A 17,128-nucleotide genomic window follows, 5' to 3' on the forward strand; every position below is an offset into this window, starting at 1 on the left:
CCCGGGCAGTCAACGTGCGCGTAGTGACGAGCCTCTGTTTCATACTCGACGTGGGCCGTCGAAATCGTGATCCCGCGTTCACGCTCTTCCGGAGCTGCGTCGATTTGGTCGTACGCTTTTGCTTCGGCTTTCCCTTGTTTCGCAAGAACCGTCGTGATCGCAGCTGTCAGCGTCGTTTTCCCATGGTCAACGTGGCCGATCGTGCCAATGTTGACGTGCGGTTTCGTGCGCTCAAATTTCGCTTTAGCCATGAGAAAGATCCTCCTTAAAAGTAAAATATGAATTTGTATAGTTAGGTAAGTATAGGATGCTTGGGAACAAAATGTTCCCAAGTCTTACTTACATAAGTATTTATAGCGGAACTAGCAAGAGAAATCAATTATTCGCCTTTATTTTTTTTGATAATTTCATCGGCGATGTTTTTCGGAACTTCTTCGTAGTGATCAAATACCATCGAGAATGTTCCGCGCCCTTGCGTGTTCGAACGGAGCGATGTCGCATAACCGAACATTTCGGCCAGCGGTACCATCGCGCGCACGACTTGGGCATTCCCGCGCGCTTCCATCCCTTCAACGCGACCGCGGCGAGACGTGATGTCACCCATAATGTCGCCGAGGTATTCCTCAGGGATGACAACTTCGACTTTCATGATCGGCTCAAGGAGAACCGGATCACACTTCGTCGCGGCGTTTTTCAGCGCCAATGAAGCGGCGATTTTGAACGCCATTTCACTCGAGTCGACGTCGTGGTACGATCCGTCGAACAGTTTCGCTTTAATGTCGACGATCGGATAGCCAGCTAAGACGCCATTTTGCATCGCTTCTTCCAAACCAGCTTGGACGGCCGGCACATACTCTTTCGGAACGACACCGCCGACAATGGCGTTTTCGAATTCGAAGCCTTTGCCGCGTTCGTTCGGCGAGAATTCGATCCAAACGTGACCGTATTGACCGCGGCCGCCGGACTGGCGAACGAATTTGCCTTCGACTTGGGCCGATTTGCGGAACGTTTCGCGGTAAGCAACTTGCGGCGCGCCGACGTTCGCCTCAACTTTGAACTCACGGCGCATCCGGTCAACGATGATGTCAAGATGCAGCTCGCCCATCCCGGAAATGATCGTTTGCCCTGTTTCCGGGTCGGTGTGAGCGCGGAACGTCGGGTCTTCTTCTTGCAATTTTTGCAGCGCTTGACCCATTTTGTCTTGGTCTGCTTTCGATTTCGGTTCGATCGCGACCGAAATAACCGGCTCTGGGAACTGCATCGATTCTAGGATGACGAGGTTTTTCTCATCACATAGAGTATCGCCGGTTGTCGTATCTTTTAAACCTACTGCTGCCGCAATGTCGCCGGCGTATACTTTCGAGATTTCCTCCCGATGGTTGGCGTGCATTTGCAGCAAGCGGCCGATCCGTTCGCGTTTGCGTTTCGTCGAGTTCATGACGTACGAACCGGAATCGAGCGTTCCCGAGTATACGCGGAAGAACGTCAATTTCCCGACATACGGGTCGGTCATAATTTTGAATGCCAGCGCCGCAAACGGAGCGTCGTCGCGCGCTTCACGCGTTACTTCTTCTTCCGTATCCGGAATCACCCCGCGGATGGGCGGAATGTCTACCGGAGACGGCAAGTAGTCGACAACGCCGTCAAGAAGCAGCTGAACACCTTTGTTTTTAAACGCCGAGCCGCAGAAGACCGGGAAGAATTCAACGCTGATCGTCGCCTTGCGGATGGCGGCTTTCAGCTCTTCTTTCGTGATCTCTTCACCTTCCAAATATTTCATCATTAATTCTTCATCCAGCTCAGCGACCGCCTCAACCAACTTGTTATGGTACTCTTCTGCCATATCGCGATATTCTTCCGGAATCTCAATGCGCTCAATGTTTTTGCCGAGCTCATCGTGGTAATGGTATGCACACATTTCAACCAAGTCGATAATGCCAGAGAACTGGTCTTCAGCGCCGATCGGCAGCTGCACCGGGTGAGCGTTTGCTTGCAAGCGGTCATGGAGCGTTTTCACCGCATACAAGAAGTCCGCACCAATCTTGTCCATTTTGTTGACGAACACGATCCGCGGAACGCCATACGTCGTCGCTTGGCGCCAAACCGTTTCCGTTTGCGGCTCTACACCTGACTGCGCGTCTAAAACCGTGATAGCTCCATCCAATACGCGCAACGAACGTTCAACCTCAACCGTGAAGTCGACGTGCCCCGGCGTATCGATGATGTTGATGCGGTGGCCTTTCCATTGTGCCGTTGTCGCCGCCGACGTGATCGTGATCCCGCGCTCTTGCTCTTGCTCCATCCAGTCCATCGTGGCTGCGCCTTCATGCACTTCCCCGATTTTATGAACACGGCCTGTATAGAACAAGATCCGTTCGGTCGTCGTCGTCTTCCCGGCGTCAATGTGCGCCATGATCCCGATGTTGCGAGTATTTTCCAAGGAGAACTGTCTTGCCATAGTGGTTATTTTCTCCTTCCTTCAAAATAAATATAGATAGATGGCGCCTCCATCCTCTTGTTCTGCAGAGAAATGATCGCGCACGCGGCCAAAAAGCCGAAATATGTAGGAAGATAGGTGAACAGGCCGTCGATTGCGCCTTTTCACCTATTCCTTTCAAGCAGCTATTCTTACCAGCGGTAGTGGGCAAACGCTTTGTTCGCTTCGGCCATTTTGTGCGTATCTTCGCGTTTTTTCACCGCTGCGCCCGTGTTGTTGGCAGCATCCATAATTTCGTTCGCCAAGCGTTCTTCCATCGTTTTCTCTCCGCGAAGGCGGGCGTATTGCACAAGCCAGCGCAATCCGAGGGAGACGCGGCGATCTGGACGGACTTCGACCGGAACTTGGTAGTTCGCTCCGCCGACGCGGCGAGCGCGCACTTCCAACACCGGCATCACGTTTTTCAGCGCTTGCTCAAACACTTCCATTGGATCTTTACCCGTTCGTTCACGAATAATATCAAAGGCAGTGTAAAGAATTTTTTGCGCTTTTGATTTTTTTCCGTCGATCATAATTTTATTGATCAAACGGGTAACAAGTTTTGAATTGTAAATTGGGTCTGGCAATACGTCACGTTTAGCAACAGGGCCTCTACGTGGCATAGTTTTTCCTCCCTTCAGGAAAACATTCTCTTCACTTCATTACTTTTTCGCTGCTTTTGGTTTTTTCGCACCGTATTTCGAACGACCTTGCATCCGGTTGGCAACGCCAGCCGTATCAAGCGCACCGCGGATGATATGGTAGCGCACCCCTGGCAAGTCTTTAACACGTCCGCCGCGGATCAGCACAACGCTGTGTTCTTGCAAGTTATGGCCGATCCCCGGGATGTAAGCCGTTACCTCGATCCCGTTCGTCAGACGGACACGGGCATATTTCCGAAGCGCCGAGTTCGGTTTTTTCGGCGTCATCGTGCCGACACGCGTGCAGACGCCACGTTTTTGCGGAGACGCCACGTTTGTTTGTTCTTTTTTGAAGCTGTTGTACCCTTTGTTCAACGCAGGGGATTTCGATTTAAATACTTTTTTCTCGCGTCCTTTGCGGACTAATTGGTTGATTGTAGGCATGAAAAAGTTCCTCCTTTCACATGTATCGTTTAAGCCCACATATCCAGGTGGTTCATCATGTATGCAAACAAAGGTTTAAAGGCAAACTGGTCAACGGAGAATTGCCACCGCAGCCGCGCCGACTTGGATTTTGCATGCTTTGCCGAGCTTTTTCATCGAGTCGACTTTCGTGACCGGCACGTTCGCTTCATTGGCAGCAGCGGTCACTTTTTCGATAATCGGCAAATCGGCATCTTCCGCTACGATCACTTCCGTTACTTTCCCTTCCTTTAAAGCCCTTATCGTTTGTTTGGTTCCAATGACGATTTTCCCAGCCTGCAATACTTTTTCATAAGACATGTAACATATCCTCCAAAGTACCAGGTTGTTGGAACACCTTTATTAGACTACCATTTTCTTTGTTCATTGTCAACTGGATTTTTTTCATCAAGGACCGGCCGGTCAAAGGTTGCCTTGAACCGACCGATCTCTACTTTTTACTTCGATGGAACCGTATCGCCAGCCGTTTCCTTCTTGACGGCAGGTTTTACTTTTCGATAGCGGGCCATGCCCGTTCCGGCTGGGACAAGTTTGCCGATAATGACGTTTTCTTTCAAGCCGAGCAGCTCATCCCGCTTCCCTTTGATGGCGGCGTCGGTCAGGACGCGCGTCGTTTCTTGGAACGAAGCCGCGGACAAGAACGAATCCGTTTCAAGCGACGCTTTCGTAATACCCAGCAGCACCGGGCGGGCTGTCGCCGGTCGCTTTCCTTCGCGGATGGCTTGGGCGTTGACATCGGTAAACTGGTGGACGTCCAAAAGCGTGCCCGGCAGCACATCCGTATCGCCGGCATCGACAACGCGCACTTTGCGCAGCATTTGCCGCACCATCACTTCAATATGCTTATCGCTGATTTCAACCCCTTGCATCCGGTATACTTTTTGCACTTCGCGGAGCAAGTATTCTTGCACAGAAGTAATGTCGCGCACGCGCAACAACTGTTTCGGGTCGACCGAGCCTTCTGTCAGCTCCTGACCGCGCTCGACGCGCTGTCCTTCTTCCACTTTGATCCGCGCGTTGTATGGAGCAACGTACGTGCGCGTTTCGACCTCGCCTTGAACAACGATCTCATATTGGTTGTCGCGCGTTTCGTTCACGGAAATGACCGTGCCGTCGATTTCGGAAATGACCGCTTGCCCTTTCGGATTGCGCGCCTCAAACAGCTCCTGCACCCGCGGCAAACCTTGGGTAATGTCGTCCCCGGCGACGCCGCCCGTATGGAACGTCCGCATCGTCAGCTGCGTGCCCGGCTCACCGATCGATTGAGCGGCGATAATGCCGACCGCCTCGCCAACTTCCACATCCATGCCCGTCGCCATATTGCGGCCGTAGCATTTTTTGCATACGCCATGGCGCGTGTTGCAGGCAAAGACGGAGCGGATCCACACTTCCGTAATGCCCGCCTTAATAATTTCGTTTGCAATGTCTTCAGTGATCATTTCATCTTTGCGGACGATCACTTCACCGGTTTCCGGGTGGCGCACCGTTTTGTGCGCATAGCGGCCGACAAGCCGTTCTTCCAGCTTGACGACGACCTCGGTGCCATCCGTCAATGCGCGTGCCAAAATGCCGCGGTCGGTGCCGCAATCCTCTTCGCGGACGATGACATCCTGCGCCACATCGACGAGACGTCTCGTCAAATATCCCGAGTCGGCCGTTTTGAGCGCCGTATCCGCCAACCCTTTTCGGGCGCCGTGCGTCGAGATAAAGTACTCCAATACTGTCAGTCCTTCGCGGAACGACGATTTGATCGGCAGTTCGATGATCCGGCCGGCCGGGTTGGCCATTAAGCCGCGCATCCCGGCGAGCTGCGTAAAGTTCGACGCGTTCCCCCGCGCTCCGGAATCGCTCATCATAAAGATCGGGTTGCGCTTATCGAGCGATTTCATCAAGCGGTCTTGGATTTTATCTTTCGCCGCGCTCCAGATGGAGATGACACGCTCATACCGCTCTTCGTCGGTGATCAACCCGCGGCGGAACTGCTTTAAGACGGTATCGACCTTCGCTTGCGCCTCATCCAAAATTTCTTGTTTTTCCGGCAAGACGACAATGTCAGCGACGCCGATCGTAATCCCGGCTTTCGTCGAATATTGGAAACCGAGGTCTTTCATGCGGTCCAGCATTTTTGACGTCTCGGTGATTTTGAACCGCTTGAACACTTCAGCAATAATTTGCCCGAGCACTTTTTTCTTAAACGGCGGCACAGGCTCGCGCTTGCGAATCTCCTCGCGCACGTCGACCCCTTTGTCAAGGAAATACTTGTCCGGCGTCCGCCCTTCGATGTTTTCCGTCGTCGGCTCGTTAATGTACGGGAACGAGTTGGGCAAAATTTCGTTGAAAATCAGTTTTCCGACCGTCGTTAAGAGCAGTTTGTTGTTTTGCTCCTCGGTAAACGTTTCATTTTTCAGCGAGCCGGCATGGACGGCGATGCGCGAGTGGAGATGGACATAACCGTTATGGTAAGCGAGCAGCGCTTCGTCCGTATCTTTGAACACCATGCCTTCGCCGATCGCCCCTTCGCGTTCCATCGTCAAGTAATAGTTTCCTAACACCATGTCTTGGGAAGGTGTCACGACCGGCTTTCCGTCTTTCGGGTTCAAAATGTTTTGCGCCGCCAGCATCAACAGGCGAGCTTCCGCTTGTGCCTCGGCCGACAGCGGCACGTGCACCGCCATTTGGTCGCCGTCGAAGTCGGCGTTGTATGCCGTACAAACGAGCGGATGAAGGCGGATGGCCCGGCCTTCGACGAGCGTCGGCTCAAAGGCTTGAATGCCGAGACGGTGAAGCGTCGGGGCGCGGTTGAGCAGCACCGGATGCTCTTTAATGACGTCTTCAAGCACATCCCATACCTCAGGGTGGACGCGCTCAATTTTCCGTTTCGCGCTTTTAATGTTGTGCGCCAACCCCCGCTCCACAAGCTCCTTCATGACGAACGGCTTAAACAGCTCGAGCGCCATTTCTTTCGGCAGGCCGCATTGATACATTTTCAAGTTCGGACCGACGACAATGACGGAACGGCCGGAGTAGTCAACGCGTTTGCCGAGCAGGTTTTGCCGGAAGCGCCCTTGCTTCCCTTTCAGCATGTGGGAAAGCGATTTTAACGGGCGGTTCCCCGGCCCGGTCACCGGACGGCCGCGGCGGCCGTTGTCAATCAAGGCGTCGACCGCTTCCTGGAGCATCCGTTTCTCGTTTTGGACGATAATATTCGGCGCGCCAAGGTCAAGCAGGCGCTTCAGCCGGTTGTTGCGGTTAATGACGCGGCGGTACAAATCGTTTAAGTCCGATGTCGCAAACCGGCCCCCATCGAGCTGGACCATCGGGCGCAATTCCGGCGGAATGACCGGCAATACATCTAGCACCATCCACGCTGGGTCGTTTCCGGAGCTGCGGAACGCCTCAAGCACTTCAAGCCGTTTAATGATACGGGCGCGCCGCTGTCCTTGCGCCGTCTTCAGTTCTTCTTTCAACGCCGCCACTTCTTTATCCAAATCAATGTCCTGAAGCAGCTTTTTGATCGCTTCCGCCCCCATCGACGCTTGGAACGACTGGCCGTATTTCTCGCGATAGGCGCGGTATTCCTTTTCCGACAGCAGTTGTTTTTTCTCCAGCGGCGTATCGCCGGGATCGGTGACGACGTAAGAGGCAAAATAAATCACTTCTTCGAGCGCCCGCGGCGACATATCAAGCACAAGCCCCATCCGGCTCGGGATGCCTTTGAAATACCAGATGTGGGAAACCGGAGCAGCGAGCTCAATATGACCCATCCGTTCGCGGCGGACTTTTGACCGCGTCACTTCAACGCCGCAGCGGTCGCAGACAACCCCTTTGTAGCGGACGCGCTTATACTTGCCGCAATGGCATTCCCAGTCTTTTGTCGGGCCGAAAATGCGTTCGCAAAACAAGCCGTCTTTTTCCGGCTTTAGCGTCCGGTAGTTGATCGTTTCCGGCTTTTTGACTTCACCGTACGACCAAGAACGAATTTTCTCCGGGGAAGCGAGCCCGATTTTCATGTACTCGAATTTATTGACATCTAGCAAGGGGTATACCTCCCTCTTTGATCCGTCGGTTTTGCTCCATGGCTTGTTCGTCATCCGTTCGCCTCAATGGCCGCGGGCGGGGAAACGCTCCCCGCCTTTTCGCCATTGCCGGTTACTCTTTCGTTACCGCATCTTTTTCTTCGCTGGCTTCTTCCGGTTCAGCCGGTTTCACATCGACCATGATCGCATCCGGCGCATGATCATCATCGTCGTCAAAGTTTTCCATGTTGATTTCCTGTTCGTCGCTCGTCAAAATCGTGACGTCCATCCCTAGACTTTGCAGCTCTTTGATCAACACTTTAAACGACTCCGGCACGCCCGGTTCCGGAATGTTTTCCCCTTTGACGATCGCTTCGTACGTTTTGACGCGGCCAACCACATCGTCAGACTTGACGGTCAAAATTTCCTGCAGCGTATACGCCGCACCGTACGCTTCAAGCGCCCATACTTCCATCTCGCCAAAGCGCTGGCCGCCGAACTGCGCCTTACCGCCGAGCGGCTGCTGGGTGACAAGCGAGTACGGGCCGGTCGAGCGAGCGTGGAGTTTGTCGTCGACCATGTGGGCAAGCTTGATCATGTACATGATCCCGACCGACACGCGGTTGTCAAACGGTTCGCCCGTCCGCCCGTCATACAGCACCGTTTTGGCATCGCGCGCCATGCCGGCTTCTTCAAGAATGTTCCAAACATCTTCCTCCGTCGCTCCGTCAAAGACTGGGGAAGCGATATGCAAGCCAAGTTTTTTCGCCGCCATGCCAAGATGCAGCTCAAACACTTGCCCGATGTTCATCCGCGACGGAACGCCGAGCGGGTTCAACATGATGTCAATCGGCGTGCCATCCGGCAAGAACGGCATATCTTCTTCCGGAAGAATGCGGGAGATAACCCCTTTGTTTCCGTGGCGGCCTGCCATTTTATCGCCTTCGGAAATTTTCCGCTTTTGCACGATATAGACGCGCACCAACTGGTTCACGCCCGGCGGGAGTTCGTCGCCGTCTTCGCGGTTGAAAACTTTGACGTCAAGGACAATGCCGCCGCCGCCGTGCGGGACGCGCAGCGACGTATCGCGCACCTCGCGCGCTTTTTCGCCGAAGATCGCATGCAACAGCCGCTCCTCAGCCGTCAGCTCGGTCATTCCTTTCGGTGTCACTTTGCCGACGAGCAAATCGCCGTCTTTCACTTCTGCACCGATGCGGACGATGCCGCGCTCATCCAAGTTTTTCAACGCATCTTCACCGACGTTCGGGATGTCGCGTGTAATTTCTTCCGGACCGAGCTTCGTGTCGCGCGATTCGGCTTCATACTCTTCAATATGGATTGACGTATACACGTCTTCTTTGACGAGCCGTTCGCTCATGATGATCGCATCTTCGTAGTTGTAGCCGTCCCATGTCATAAAGGCAACAAGCACGTTGCGGCCAAGCGCCAATTCGCCTTTATCCATCGACGGGCCATCGGCCAAAATTTCGCCCTTCTCCACGATATCGCCTTTTTTCACGATCGGCCGCTGGTTGTAGCACGTGCCTTGGTTCGACCGGACGAATTTCAGCAACCGATATTTATCTAGATCACCCTTGACTTCTTTGCCGTCCACTTCAATCAGCCGACGCACCCAAATTTCCTTTGCTTCGACGCGCTCGACGATGCCGCGATGCTTGCAAATCACCGCCGCGCCCGAGTCTTTCGCCGAAACATACTCCATGCCTGTGCCGACGATCGGCGCTTCGGGTTCCAACAGCGGCACGGCTTGCCGCTGCATGTTCGCCCCCATCAAGGCGCGGTTCGAGTCGTCATTTTCCAAAAACGGGATGCACGCCGTCGCCGCCGAGACAACTTGCTTCGGCGACACGTCCATATAGTCGACGCGATCGCGCTTGACGACGATGTTCTCGCCGCGGAAACGGGCGATGACGTTTTCTTCAAGGAACGTGCCGTCCTCCGCAAGCGGTACGTTCGCCTGCGCTACAACGTAATTGTCCTCTTCATCGGCTGTCAAATAATCGATTTGGTCCGTTACCCGACCTGTTTCCGGATCGACGCGCCGGTATGGCGTTTCAATAAAACCAAACTTGTTCACTTTCGCGTAAGTGGACAGCGAGTTGATGAGCCCGATGTTCGGCCCTTCCGGCGTCTCGATCGGACACATCCGCCCGTAGTGCGAATAGTGAACGTCGCGCACTTCAAACCCGGCGCGCTCGCGCGTCAATCCGCCGGGGCCAAGCGCAGAAAGGCGGCGCTTATGCGTCAGTTCAGCGAGCGGGTTCGTCTGATCCATAAACTGCGACAGCTGCGAGCTGCCGAAAAACTCTTTAATCGCTGCGATCACCGGGCGGATGTTGATCAGCTGCTGCGGCGTGATCGTGTTCGTATCTTGAATCGACATGCGCTCGCGCACGACGCGTTCCATGCGCGACAAGCCGATGCGGAATTGGTTTTGCAGCAGTTCGCCGACCGAACGGAGGCGGCGGTTGCCCAAATGGTCGATGTCATCCGTATCGCCGACGCCGTGGAGCAAGTTGAAGAAATAGCTGATCGATGCAATGATGTCCGCCGGCGTAATATGTTTGACATCTTCCGCAATAAAGCCGTTGCCGATGATGTTGATTACCTTTTCGTTGTCCGGATCATTCGGTGCATAAATTTTCACGGTCTGCACCTCAATCGGACCATCCGCCACTCCCTCAGCCGGACGGTACGTCCGCAACCCGACTCCTTTTTCCAAATACGGCAGCAGGCGGTTCAGCGTCCGGCGGTCGATCATCGCTCCAGCTTCAGCGATGACTTCCTTGGTTTCGGGATCAATGATCGTTTCCGCGAGCCGCTGATTGAACAAGCGGTTTTTAATATGAAGTTTTTTATTGATTTTATAACGGCCTACGCTCGCCAAGTCATAGCGCTTCGGATCAAAAAAGCGCGACGCCAGCAAATTTTTCGCATTCTCAAGCGTCGGCGGCTCTCCCGGACGAAGACGCTCGTAAATTTCAATCAACGCTTTTTCCGTGCTGTCGGTATTATCTTTTTCAAGCGTATTGCGCAAGTATTCGTTGTCGCCGAGCAGATCGATGATTTCTTGGTCGGAGCTGAACCCAAGCGCACGGAGAAGCACCGTAACGGGCAGTTTACGGGTACGGTCGATGCGAACGTAAACGACGTCTTTCGCATCGGTTTCATATTCAAGCCATGCGCCGCGGTTCGGAATCACTGTCGCCGAGTAGCCGCGTTTGCCGTTTTTATCAACTTTGTCGCTGTAATAGACGCTTGGCGAACGGACGAGCTGGGAAACAATGACGCGTTCCGCCCCATTGATAATAAACGTTCCGGTTTCCGTCATGAGCGGAAAATCGCCCATAAACACGTCTTGCTCTTTCACTTCGCCCGTTTCTTTATTAATCAAGCGAACTTTGACGCGAAGCGGCGCCGCATATGTAACGTCGCGTTCTTTCGCCTCTTCGACCGTATATTTCGGTTCTCCTAAACTATAGTCGATAAATTCAAGCGAGAGATTGCCGGAAAAGTCTTCAATCGGGGAAATTTCCTTGAACATTTCCCGCAGCCCTTCATCGAGAAACCATTGGTAGGAGGACGTTTGAATTTCGATCAAGTTCGGCAATTCCAGCACTTCGCTGATGCGTGCATAGCTTCTGCGTTGGCGGTGTCGCCCGTATTGAACTAGTCGGCCTGTCAAGAGTGATTCACCCCTCAAATGTAGACATTAGTGAAAACCGGAAGCGGAACATCGCATTGATCCAGCCGCCTTGGCGGCATATGCCGCCAAGGCCGTCGGCCGCTCCGCCATTCCGGGGCAAAGCGCTAGGCATGCATGCGGCTGGCCCCCGCCATCCGGACGGAAACGGTTCAGCTATGACGCCGCCGTTTCGGTAAGGGGATTTCACACGCTCCCGGTGCGAGGAAACCAGGCGTTGGATGGAGAAAAAAAGAAAATGGTTTCTATCCAGTAGAAAACCATATGTTTAGCTGTATATTGATTTTATCATTTTTTCCATCATATCCAAAAATATACGTCATCCCCTCATGTGGGAAATGTGCATATTTAGCATTTTATAATGCTACCACAATAAAAAAACGGTGTCAACATTTTTTCGCCTTTATGATATAATATCCTTTTTTCTTCGCGACGACTTCTACAGCAGGAAAGCATTCGTTCAGCTTTTGCAAGGCCGATGGGGCGCCTTGCTTTTTTTGAATGACGACCCATAGCTCGCCATGATCGAGCAGATGATCGCGGCTTTGTTCAAAAATCGCGTAAACGACCCGTTTGCCAGCCCGGATCGGCGGATTGGTGACGACCGCTGCAAATCGCTGTTCTCCGACTTCCGAAAAAAGATCGCTTTTGTAAATCACCGCATTGTCAATCCCGTTTGCCTGCTTGTTTTCCTGCGCCAGTTCGAGCGCCCGCTCGTTGACATCAATCATGTGAACGCGCCGGTTTGGAAACGATTTGGCCAAGGCAAGCCCGATCGGCCCATATCCGCAGCCGACATCCAACAAATCCCCAGCCACTCCCGGCTCCTCGAACGTTTCAATTAACAGGCGTGTGCCAAAGTCGACTTCGCGCTTTGAAAACACTCCGCTGTCGGTTGTAAAGCGAAATTCATGCCCCCGGAGCGTAAACGTCCACGTTTGCGGGTTTCGCTCCGACGTCGGATTGACTGAGTAATAATGCTCGCTCATCATCATCCCCTCCTCCTTGTCGACAGGCTGCACTGCCTTCCGTATATATAGTGTAACAAAAAAGAGGCCGTCCCTTGCTTCGGGCAAGCCTCTTTTTTCAATGGCGCAGCCATTACTTGATTTCGACTTTCGCGCCAGCTTCTTCGAGTTTTGCTTTGATTTCTTCTGCTTCTTCTTTCGCAATGCCTTCTTTGATCGGTTTCGGGGTGTTGTCGACCAAGTCTTTCGCTTCTTTCAGGCCGAGGCCAGTGATTTCGCGAACGACTTTGATGACTTTGATTTTTTGCGCGCCGGCGTCGGCAAGAATGACGTCGAATTCCGTTTTTTCTGCCGCTGCTTCAGCGCCGGCTGCTGCGCCGCCCGCGACAACAACCGGAGCCGCAGCTGTTACGCCGAATTCTTCCTCGATCGCTTTCACCAATTCGTTTAATTCCAATACGGTCATATTTTTCACTGCTTCAATGATTTGTTCTTTCGTCATCACAACTTCCTCCTTTGTTTTCTGAATGATTGTTAAGCACATATCGATGCGCCATTACGCGCCTTGTTCTTCTTGCTTGTCAGCCACCGCTTTGACCGCAAGCGCAAAGTTGCGGATCGGGGCTTGGAGAACGCTAAGCAACATCGAAAGCAACCCTTCGCGGGACGGGAGCTTCGCCAACGCATCGATTTCTTCTTTGCTGGCGATGTTCCCTTCGATGACGCCGCCTTTGATCTCCAACGCCTCATGCGTTTTCGCAAACTCGCTTAAAATTTTTGCCGGCGCCACAACATCTTCATTGCTGAAGGCGATGGCATTTGGACCGGTGAACACTTCATCCAGTCCTTCCAGGCCGACTTCCGCGAGCGCCCGACGGGTCAAGGTGTTTTTGTACACTTTAAACTCGACGCCTGCCTCGCGCAGCTGTTTGCGCAACTCGGTCATTTCCGCCACGTTCAGGCCGCGGTAATCGACGATGACGGTTGCCTTGCTGGCGCGAAATTTGTCCGCAATCTCGGCAACCACTTGTTTTTTCAGTTCAATCGCGCTCGACACGTCCTGCACCTCCTGTAAGGAAAATGAGAGAATACCACTTATACCGTCTGCTCAATAAAAAACCTCCATGCCGCGTAGACATGGAGGTGTCGTTCAACGCACCGCCGCTCGTCCTCGACGCAGGGCGCGCGCTGTTCTATCGTCCACATACCTCGGTAGGAAATTAAGCCTCAAACAGGCACCTACTGTCTACGGTATAAATGATATTCGTTTGTTCAGCCAAATGGCATTTTATCAGACTCGACGCAGAAAGTCAACCGTTACTGTGCAACAGCCACCGTCGTCGGGTCCACTTTAATGCCAGGACCCATCGTTGACGTAATCGTCACGTTTTTGACGTATGTCCCTTTCGCTGCCGCCGGTTTGGCTTTCAAAATCGCCTCGTAGACGGCGGCGAAGTTTTCGGCCAGTTTCTCGTTGTCGAACGATACTTTGCCGATCGGCACATGAATGTTGCCGGCTTTATCAACGCGGTATTCCACTTTACCAGCTTTGATCTCCTGCACAGCTTTCGCAACGTCAAACGTGACCGTGCCGGTTTTCGGGTTTGGCATTAACCCTTTCGGACCCAAAATACGACCGAGTTTCCCGACCTCGCCCATCATATCCGGCGTGGCAACAACGACGTCAAAGTCAAACCAGCCTTGCTGGATTTTATTGATGTATTCTGTATCGCCGACATAGTCAGCGCCAGCTGCTTCTGCTTCTTTCGCTTTTTCCCCTTTTGCGAACACTAACACGCGCGCTACTTTCCCCGTGCCGTGCGGCAGAACGACAGCGCCGCGAATTTGTTGGTCCGCTTTTTTCGGGTCAACGCCCAACCGGAACGCAACTTCCACCGTCGCATCAAATTTCGCGACGTTCGTTTTTTTCACGAGCTCGATTGCTTCAGCAATCGGGTATGCTTTGGAGCGGTCGACGAGTTTCAATGCTTCTAAGTATTTCTTTCCTCTTTTCGGCATGTGAAAAATCCTCCTCGGTTGTGGTTTTAGCGGAAAAACCTCCCACATTGAACGTTCTTCGCTTCTTTCGAAAACGAAGAAGCGGACAGATGCCCATTCATCAGGCCCGTCTTGCTGTTTTTGTTCATGGAGAGAGAGGTTGCCCAATGACGCAACCTCCCCTACAAACGACGCACCGGCTTTAGTCTTCAATCACAATGCCCATGCTGCGAGCCGTGCCTTCAATCATACGCATGGCTGCTTCAATGCTCGCTGCATTCAAATCCGGCATTTTCAATTCAGCAATCTCGCGCACTTTGTCACGTTTGATCGTCGCTACTTTGTTGCGGTTCGGTTCGCCGGAGCCCGATTCGATGCCCGCCGCTTTTTTCAACAGTACAGCGGCCGGCGGCGTTTTCGTGATGAATGTAAACGAACGGTCTTCAAAAACCGTAATTTCAACCGGAATGATCAAGCCTGCCTGGTCAGCGGTACGGGCATTAAACTCTTTGCAAAACGCCATAATATTAACACCGGCTTGACCTAACGCAGGACCTACTGGCGGCGCCGGATTTGCTTTCCCTGCAGGAATTTGCAGTTTGACGATTTTGATTACTTTTTTCGCCACGAGACACACCTCCTTAAGTCCGTGATGTGGTATTAGGGATTGCCCCTCCCACTCCATCCGGCTCCGATCTGACGAGCCGCTTTCATATCTCCCGTTTCGGCCGGGAGGATTAGCGCATCAAGCACGTTCGCTCCCTTATACAGCACGTATAAGTTCATCGCTGCATGCCTTGTCTAAGATTCAAGACATACTGACTTTAAAATAGTATCACTTTTCAACAACGATTGCAAGTTCTTTTCCATTAGATTTTTTCTATTTGCGAAAACTCCAATTCCACCCGTGTTTCGCGGCCAAACATATCGACAAGCAGCTTCACCTTATGTTTGTCGAGGTCAACCACCTCAATTTTTCCAGTGAAGTTGGCAAACGGCCCTTCTTTAATCCGGACCGTTTCATTCACCTCGTAGTCGACATCAATCTCAGTAAGCGGCATGCCCATCCGCTTCAAAATCATTTTGACTTCTTCCTCCATGAGCGGCGTCGGTTTCGAACCAGCCCCGCTCGAACCGACAAATCCGGTCACGCCCGGCGTGTTGCGCACGACGTACCACGAATCGTCGGTCATGATCATTTCGACAAGCACATAACCGGGGAACACTTTCTTTTTCGTCGTTTTCCGTTTGCCGTTTTTGATGTCCGTTTCCGTTTCTTCCGGGACGACAACACGGAAAATCTTGTCTTGCATTCCCATTGATTCAACGCGTTTCTCCAAATTGGCTTTCACCTTATTTTCGTATCCCGAATATGTATGGACGACATACCAGTTTTTCTCCATCAGCGAGCCTCCCTAGGGCGGTTTTCATTTTGTTTTCTGCGCAAAACAAAAACCCGTTTCCGGGTTCCATGTTCGCACGATTATCTTTCATTATAGCATATCATCCGCCCGCTTATTCAAATACAAGGCGAATCAACTGCGAAATGCCGAGGTCGACAACGGCGAAAAAGATGGTGAAAAACGCCACCGTAGCCAATACGATTCCCGTATAGTTCACTAGTTCTTTCCGGCTCGGCCAGCTCACTTTTTTCAACTCCCGCACGACTTCTTTGAAAAAGTTGATTACTCGCTGCATCCCTCGTACCTCCACGATTGATCAAAACTGTCCCCACCGCCTGCTTCGTCTCGCGATGGACGGTATGATTGTTGCTCATCGAACAAAACTTGTTGGCCGCCAAGCGCCTGCACCAAGGCAACCGGCCTGTTTTGCAGCCGTGCAGTTTCGGCTCCCGCATTGCGCGCGAGCCAACGTTGCTCGTTAACATAAACGTTTGACCGTTCCCGCGAGATGTCCATAAAAATTTATCATATCAGCATTTCCGCTGTCAATGCCATCTTTTGGCCTCCGTTCGGCCATCGGCCGATGCACCGCCTACAAACTGATTTCCCGATATTCCAAATATTTCTCCAACTTCCGTTTGACGCGCTGCAAGGCGTTGTCGATCGATTTGACATGGCGGTTTAACTCTTCGGAAATTTCTTGGTACGAGCGCCCGTCCAAATACAACGCGAGCACTTTCCGCTCCAAATCGCTGAGCAATTCCGCCATTTTCAGCTCAATATCGTCAACTTCCTCGCGGTTGACAATCAGCTCTTCCGGGTCGGTCACCTGCGTGCCGGACAACACGTCCATCAGCGTCCGGTCCGACTCGTCGTCGTAAATCGGCTTGTCCAAGGAAACGTAAGAGTTGAGCGGAATGTGCTTTTGGCGGGTCGCGGTTTTAATCGCGGTAATCATTTGCCTCGTGATGCATAGTTCTGCAAACGCTTTAAATGAAGAGAGCTTGTCCCCCTTAAAATCGCGGACTGCCTTGTACAGCCCGATCATCCCTTCCTGCACAATGTCCTCGCGGTCAGCCCCGACTAAAAAGTATGAGCGGGCTTTGGCGCGCACAAAGTTTTGGTATTTGTGGATCAAAAAATCAAGCGCTTCTCCATCCCCTTCGTGAACAAGTGTAACAAGCTGTTCATCCTCTAAATGTTTATAATCCTTTGGCTTGTCTACTTTTAAGCATTCCCCCACGCTGATCCCCCCCGACCGCATCAATCGCTAACATTTACCTGAATCCGTGACAGAAGTGTATCAAAAATGCTGGGAAACCCAATCGTGTCGAGACTTCGACTCCATTTCGAATGTTCACCTATTAGGTGAAGAACCCCGAGTGCAATATTTTGTTGATTGATCCAGTTTTCTTGGCA

At 52.4% G+C, this 17,128-nt stretch carries 15 protein-coding genes and 1 other annotated feature; all 15 genes read right to left on the reverse strand.

Annotation, left to right across the window (positions count from 1 at the left end; genetic code table 11):
• Positions 1-251, reverse strand: a 251-nt coding sequence (locus tag IKE44_RS03240) for a GTP-binding protein (protein ID WP_287464999.1), incomplete at its 3' end; no start/stop codon positions are given.
• A 128-nt stretch (positions 252-379) separates the two neighbouring features.
• The gene (gene fusA, locus IKE44_RS03245; protein ID WP_049624208.1) at positions 380-2,458 is read right to left on the reverse strand and encodes an elongation factor G; all 2,079 of its coding nucleotides are present in this window, start codon (positions 2,456-2,458) and stop codon (positions 380-382) included.
• A gap of 170 nt (positions 2,459-2,628) precedes the next feature.
• On the reverse strand, positions 2,629-3,099 hold the full coding sequence (rpsG, locus tag IKE44_RS03250) for a 30S ribosomal protein S7 (protein WP_033008652.1): 471 nt from the start codon (positions 3,097-3,099) through the stop codon (positions 2,629-2,631).
• A gap of 39 nt (positions 3,100-3,138) precedes the next feature.
• Positions 3,139-3,561: a 30S ribosomal protein S12 gene (gene rpsL / locus IKE44_RS03255; protein ID WP_033008650.1), complete on the reverse strand. Its 423-nt coding sequence runs from the start codon at positions 3,559-3,561 to the stop codon at positions 3,139-3,141.
• A 90-nt stretch (positions 3,562-3,651) separates the two neighbouring features.
• Positions 3,652-3,900: a 50S ribosomal protein L7ae-like protein gene (locus IKE44_RS03260; protein WP_033017245.1), complete on the reverse strand. Its 249-nt coding sequence runs from the start codon at positions 3,898-3,900 to the stop codon at positions 3,652-3,654.
• Positions 3,901-4,037: 137 nt separating this feature from the next.
• Entirely contained in the window at positions 4,038-7,637 is a 3,600-nt protein-coding gene (gene rpoC, locus IKE44_RS03265) for a DNA-directed RNA polymerase subunit beta' (protein WP_033017247.1), read from the reverse strand.
• A 112-nt stretch (positions 7,638-7,749) separates the two neighbouring features.
• Positions 7,750-11,322, reverse strand: a complete 3,573-nt coding sequence (gene rpoB / locus IKE44_RS03270; protein WP_033017248.1) for a DNA-directed RNA polymerase subunit beta — start codon at positions 11,320-11,322, stop codon at positions 7,750-7,752.
• Between the two features lie 404 nt (positions 11,323-11,726).
• The gene (locus tag IKE44_RS03275) at positions 11,727-12,329 is read right to left on the reverse strand and encodes a class I SAM-dependent methyltransferase (RefSeq protein WP_049624213.1); all 603 of its coding nucleotides are present in this window, start codon (positions 12,327-12,329) and stop codon (positions 11,727-11,729) included.
• Positions 12,330-12,441: 112 nt separating this feature from the next.
• Positions 12,442-12,810, reverse strand: a complete 369-nt coding sequence (rplL, locus tag IKE44_RS03280; RefSeq protein ID WP_012820484.1) for a 50S ribosomal protein L7/L12 — start codon at positions 12,808-12,810, stop codon at positions 12,442-12,444.
• A 54-nt stretch (positions 12,811-12,864) separates the two neighbouring features.
• Positions 12,865-13,365 (reverse strand): 50S ribosomal protein L10, encoded by a 501-nt coding sequence (gene rplJ, locus IKE44_RS03285; protein WP_033017249.1) that lies wholly within the window; start codon positions 13,363-13,365, stop codon positions 12,865-12,867.
• A 47-nt stretch (positions 13,366-13,412) separates the two neighbouring features.
• Positions 13,413-13,578, reverse strand: a sequence feature (ribosomal protein L10 leader region).
• A gap of 47 nt (positions 13,579-13,625) precedes the next feature.
• Positions 13,626-14,327, reverse strand: a complete 702-nt coding sequence (gene rplA / locus IKE44_RS03290) for a 50S ribosomal protein L1 (RefSeq protein WP_033017251.1) — start codon at positions 14,325-14,327, stop codon at positions 13,626-13,628.
• 181 nt (positions 14,328-14,508) lie between these two features.
• Positions 14,509-14,934 carry a 50S ribosomal protein L11 gene (gene rplK, locus IKE44_RS03295; RefSeq protein WP_044746824.1) on the reverse strand — a complete coding sequence of 142 codons (426 nt, stop codon included), beginning with the start codon at positions 14,932-14,934 and terminating at the stop codon, positions 14,509-14,511.
• A gap of 241 nt (positions 14,935-15,175) precedes the next feature.
• Positions 15,176-15,709 carry a transcription termination/antitermination protein NusG gene (nusG, locus tag IKE44_RS03300; RefSeq protein ID WP_033017255.1) on the reverse strand — a complete coding sequence of 178 codons (534 nt, stop codon included), beginning with the start codon at positions 15,707-15,709 and terminating at the stop codon, positions 15,176-15,178.
• Positions 15,710-15,821: 112 nt separating this feature from the next.
• Entirely contained in the window at positions 15,822-16,004 is a 183-nt protein-coding gene (gene secE, locus IKE44_RS03305; protein WP_033017257.1) for a preprotein translocase subunit SecE, read from the reverse strand.
• Positions 16,005-16,301: 297 nt separating this feature from the next.
• The gene (gene sigH, locus IKE44_RS03310; protein ID WP_033017272.1) at positions 16,302-16,952 is read right to left on the reverse strand and encodes an RNA polymerase sporulation sigma factor SigH; all 651 of its coding nucleotides are present in this window, start codon (positions 16,950-16,952) and stop codon (positions 16,302-16,304) included.
• Between the last annotated feature and the right edge of the window lie 176 nt (positions 16,953-17,128).

The sequence above is a fragment of the Geobacillus sp. genome (genome assembly GCF_017515625.1).
GTDB lineage: Bacteria > Bacillota > Bacilli > Bacillales > Anoxybacillaceae > Geobacillus > Geobacillus stearothermophilus.

Coding starts and splice junctions, on each gene's coding strand:
- fusA (WP_049624208.1), bottom strand. CDS start 2,458: ATGGCAAGACAGTTCTCCTTGGAAAATACTCGCAACATCGGGATCATG.
- rpsG (WP_033008652.1), bottom strand. CDS start 3,099: ATGCCACGTAGAGGCCCTGTTGCTAAACGTGACGTATTGCCAGACCCA.
- rpsL (WP_033008650.1), bottom strand. CDS start 3,561: ATGCCTACAATCAACCAATTAGTCCGCAAAGGACGCGAGAAAAAAGTA.
- IKE44_RS03260 (WP_033017245.1), bottom strand. CDS start 3,900: ATGTCTTATGAAAAAGTATTGCAGGCTGGGAAAATCGTCATTGGAACC.
- IKE44_RS03275 (WP_049624213.1), bottom strand. CDS start 12,329: ATGAGCGAGCATTATTACTCAGTCAATCCGACGTCGGAGCGAAACCCG.
- rplL (WP_012820484.1), bottom strand. CDS start 12,810: ATGACGAAAGAACAAATCATTGAAGCAGTGAAAAATATGACCGTATTG.
- rplA (WP_033017251.1), bottom strand. CDS start 14,327: ATGCCGAAAAGAGGAAAGAAATACTTAGAAGCATTGAAACTCGTCGAC.
- nusG (WP_033017255.1), bottom strand. CDS start 15,709: ATGGAGAAAAACTGGTATGTCGTCCATACATATTCGGGATACGAAAAT.
- secE (WP_033017257.1), bottom strand. CDS start 16,004: ATGCAGCGAGTAATCAACTTTTTCAAAGAAGTCGTGCGGGAGTTGAAA.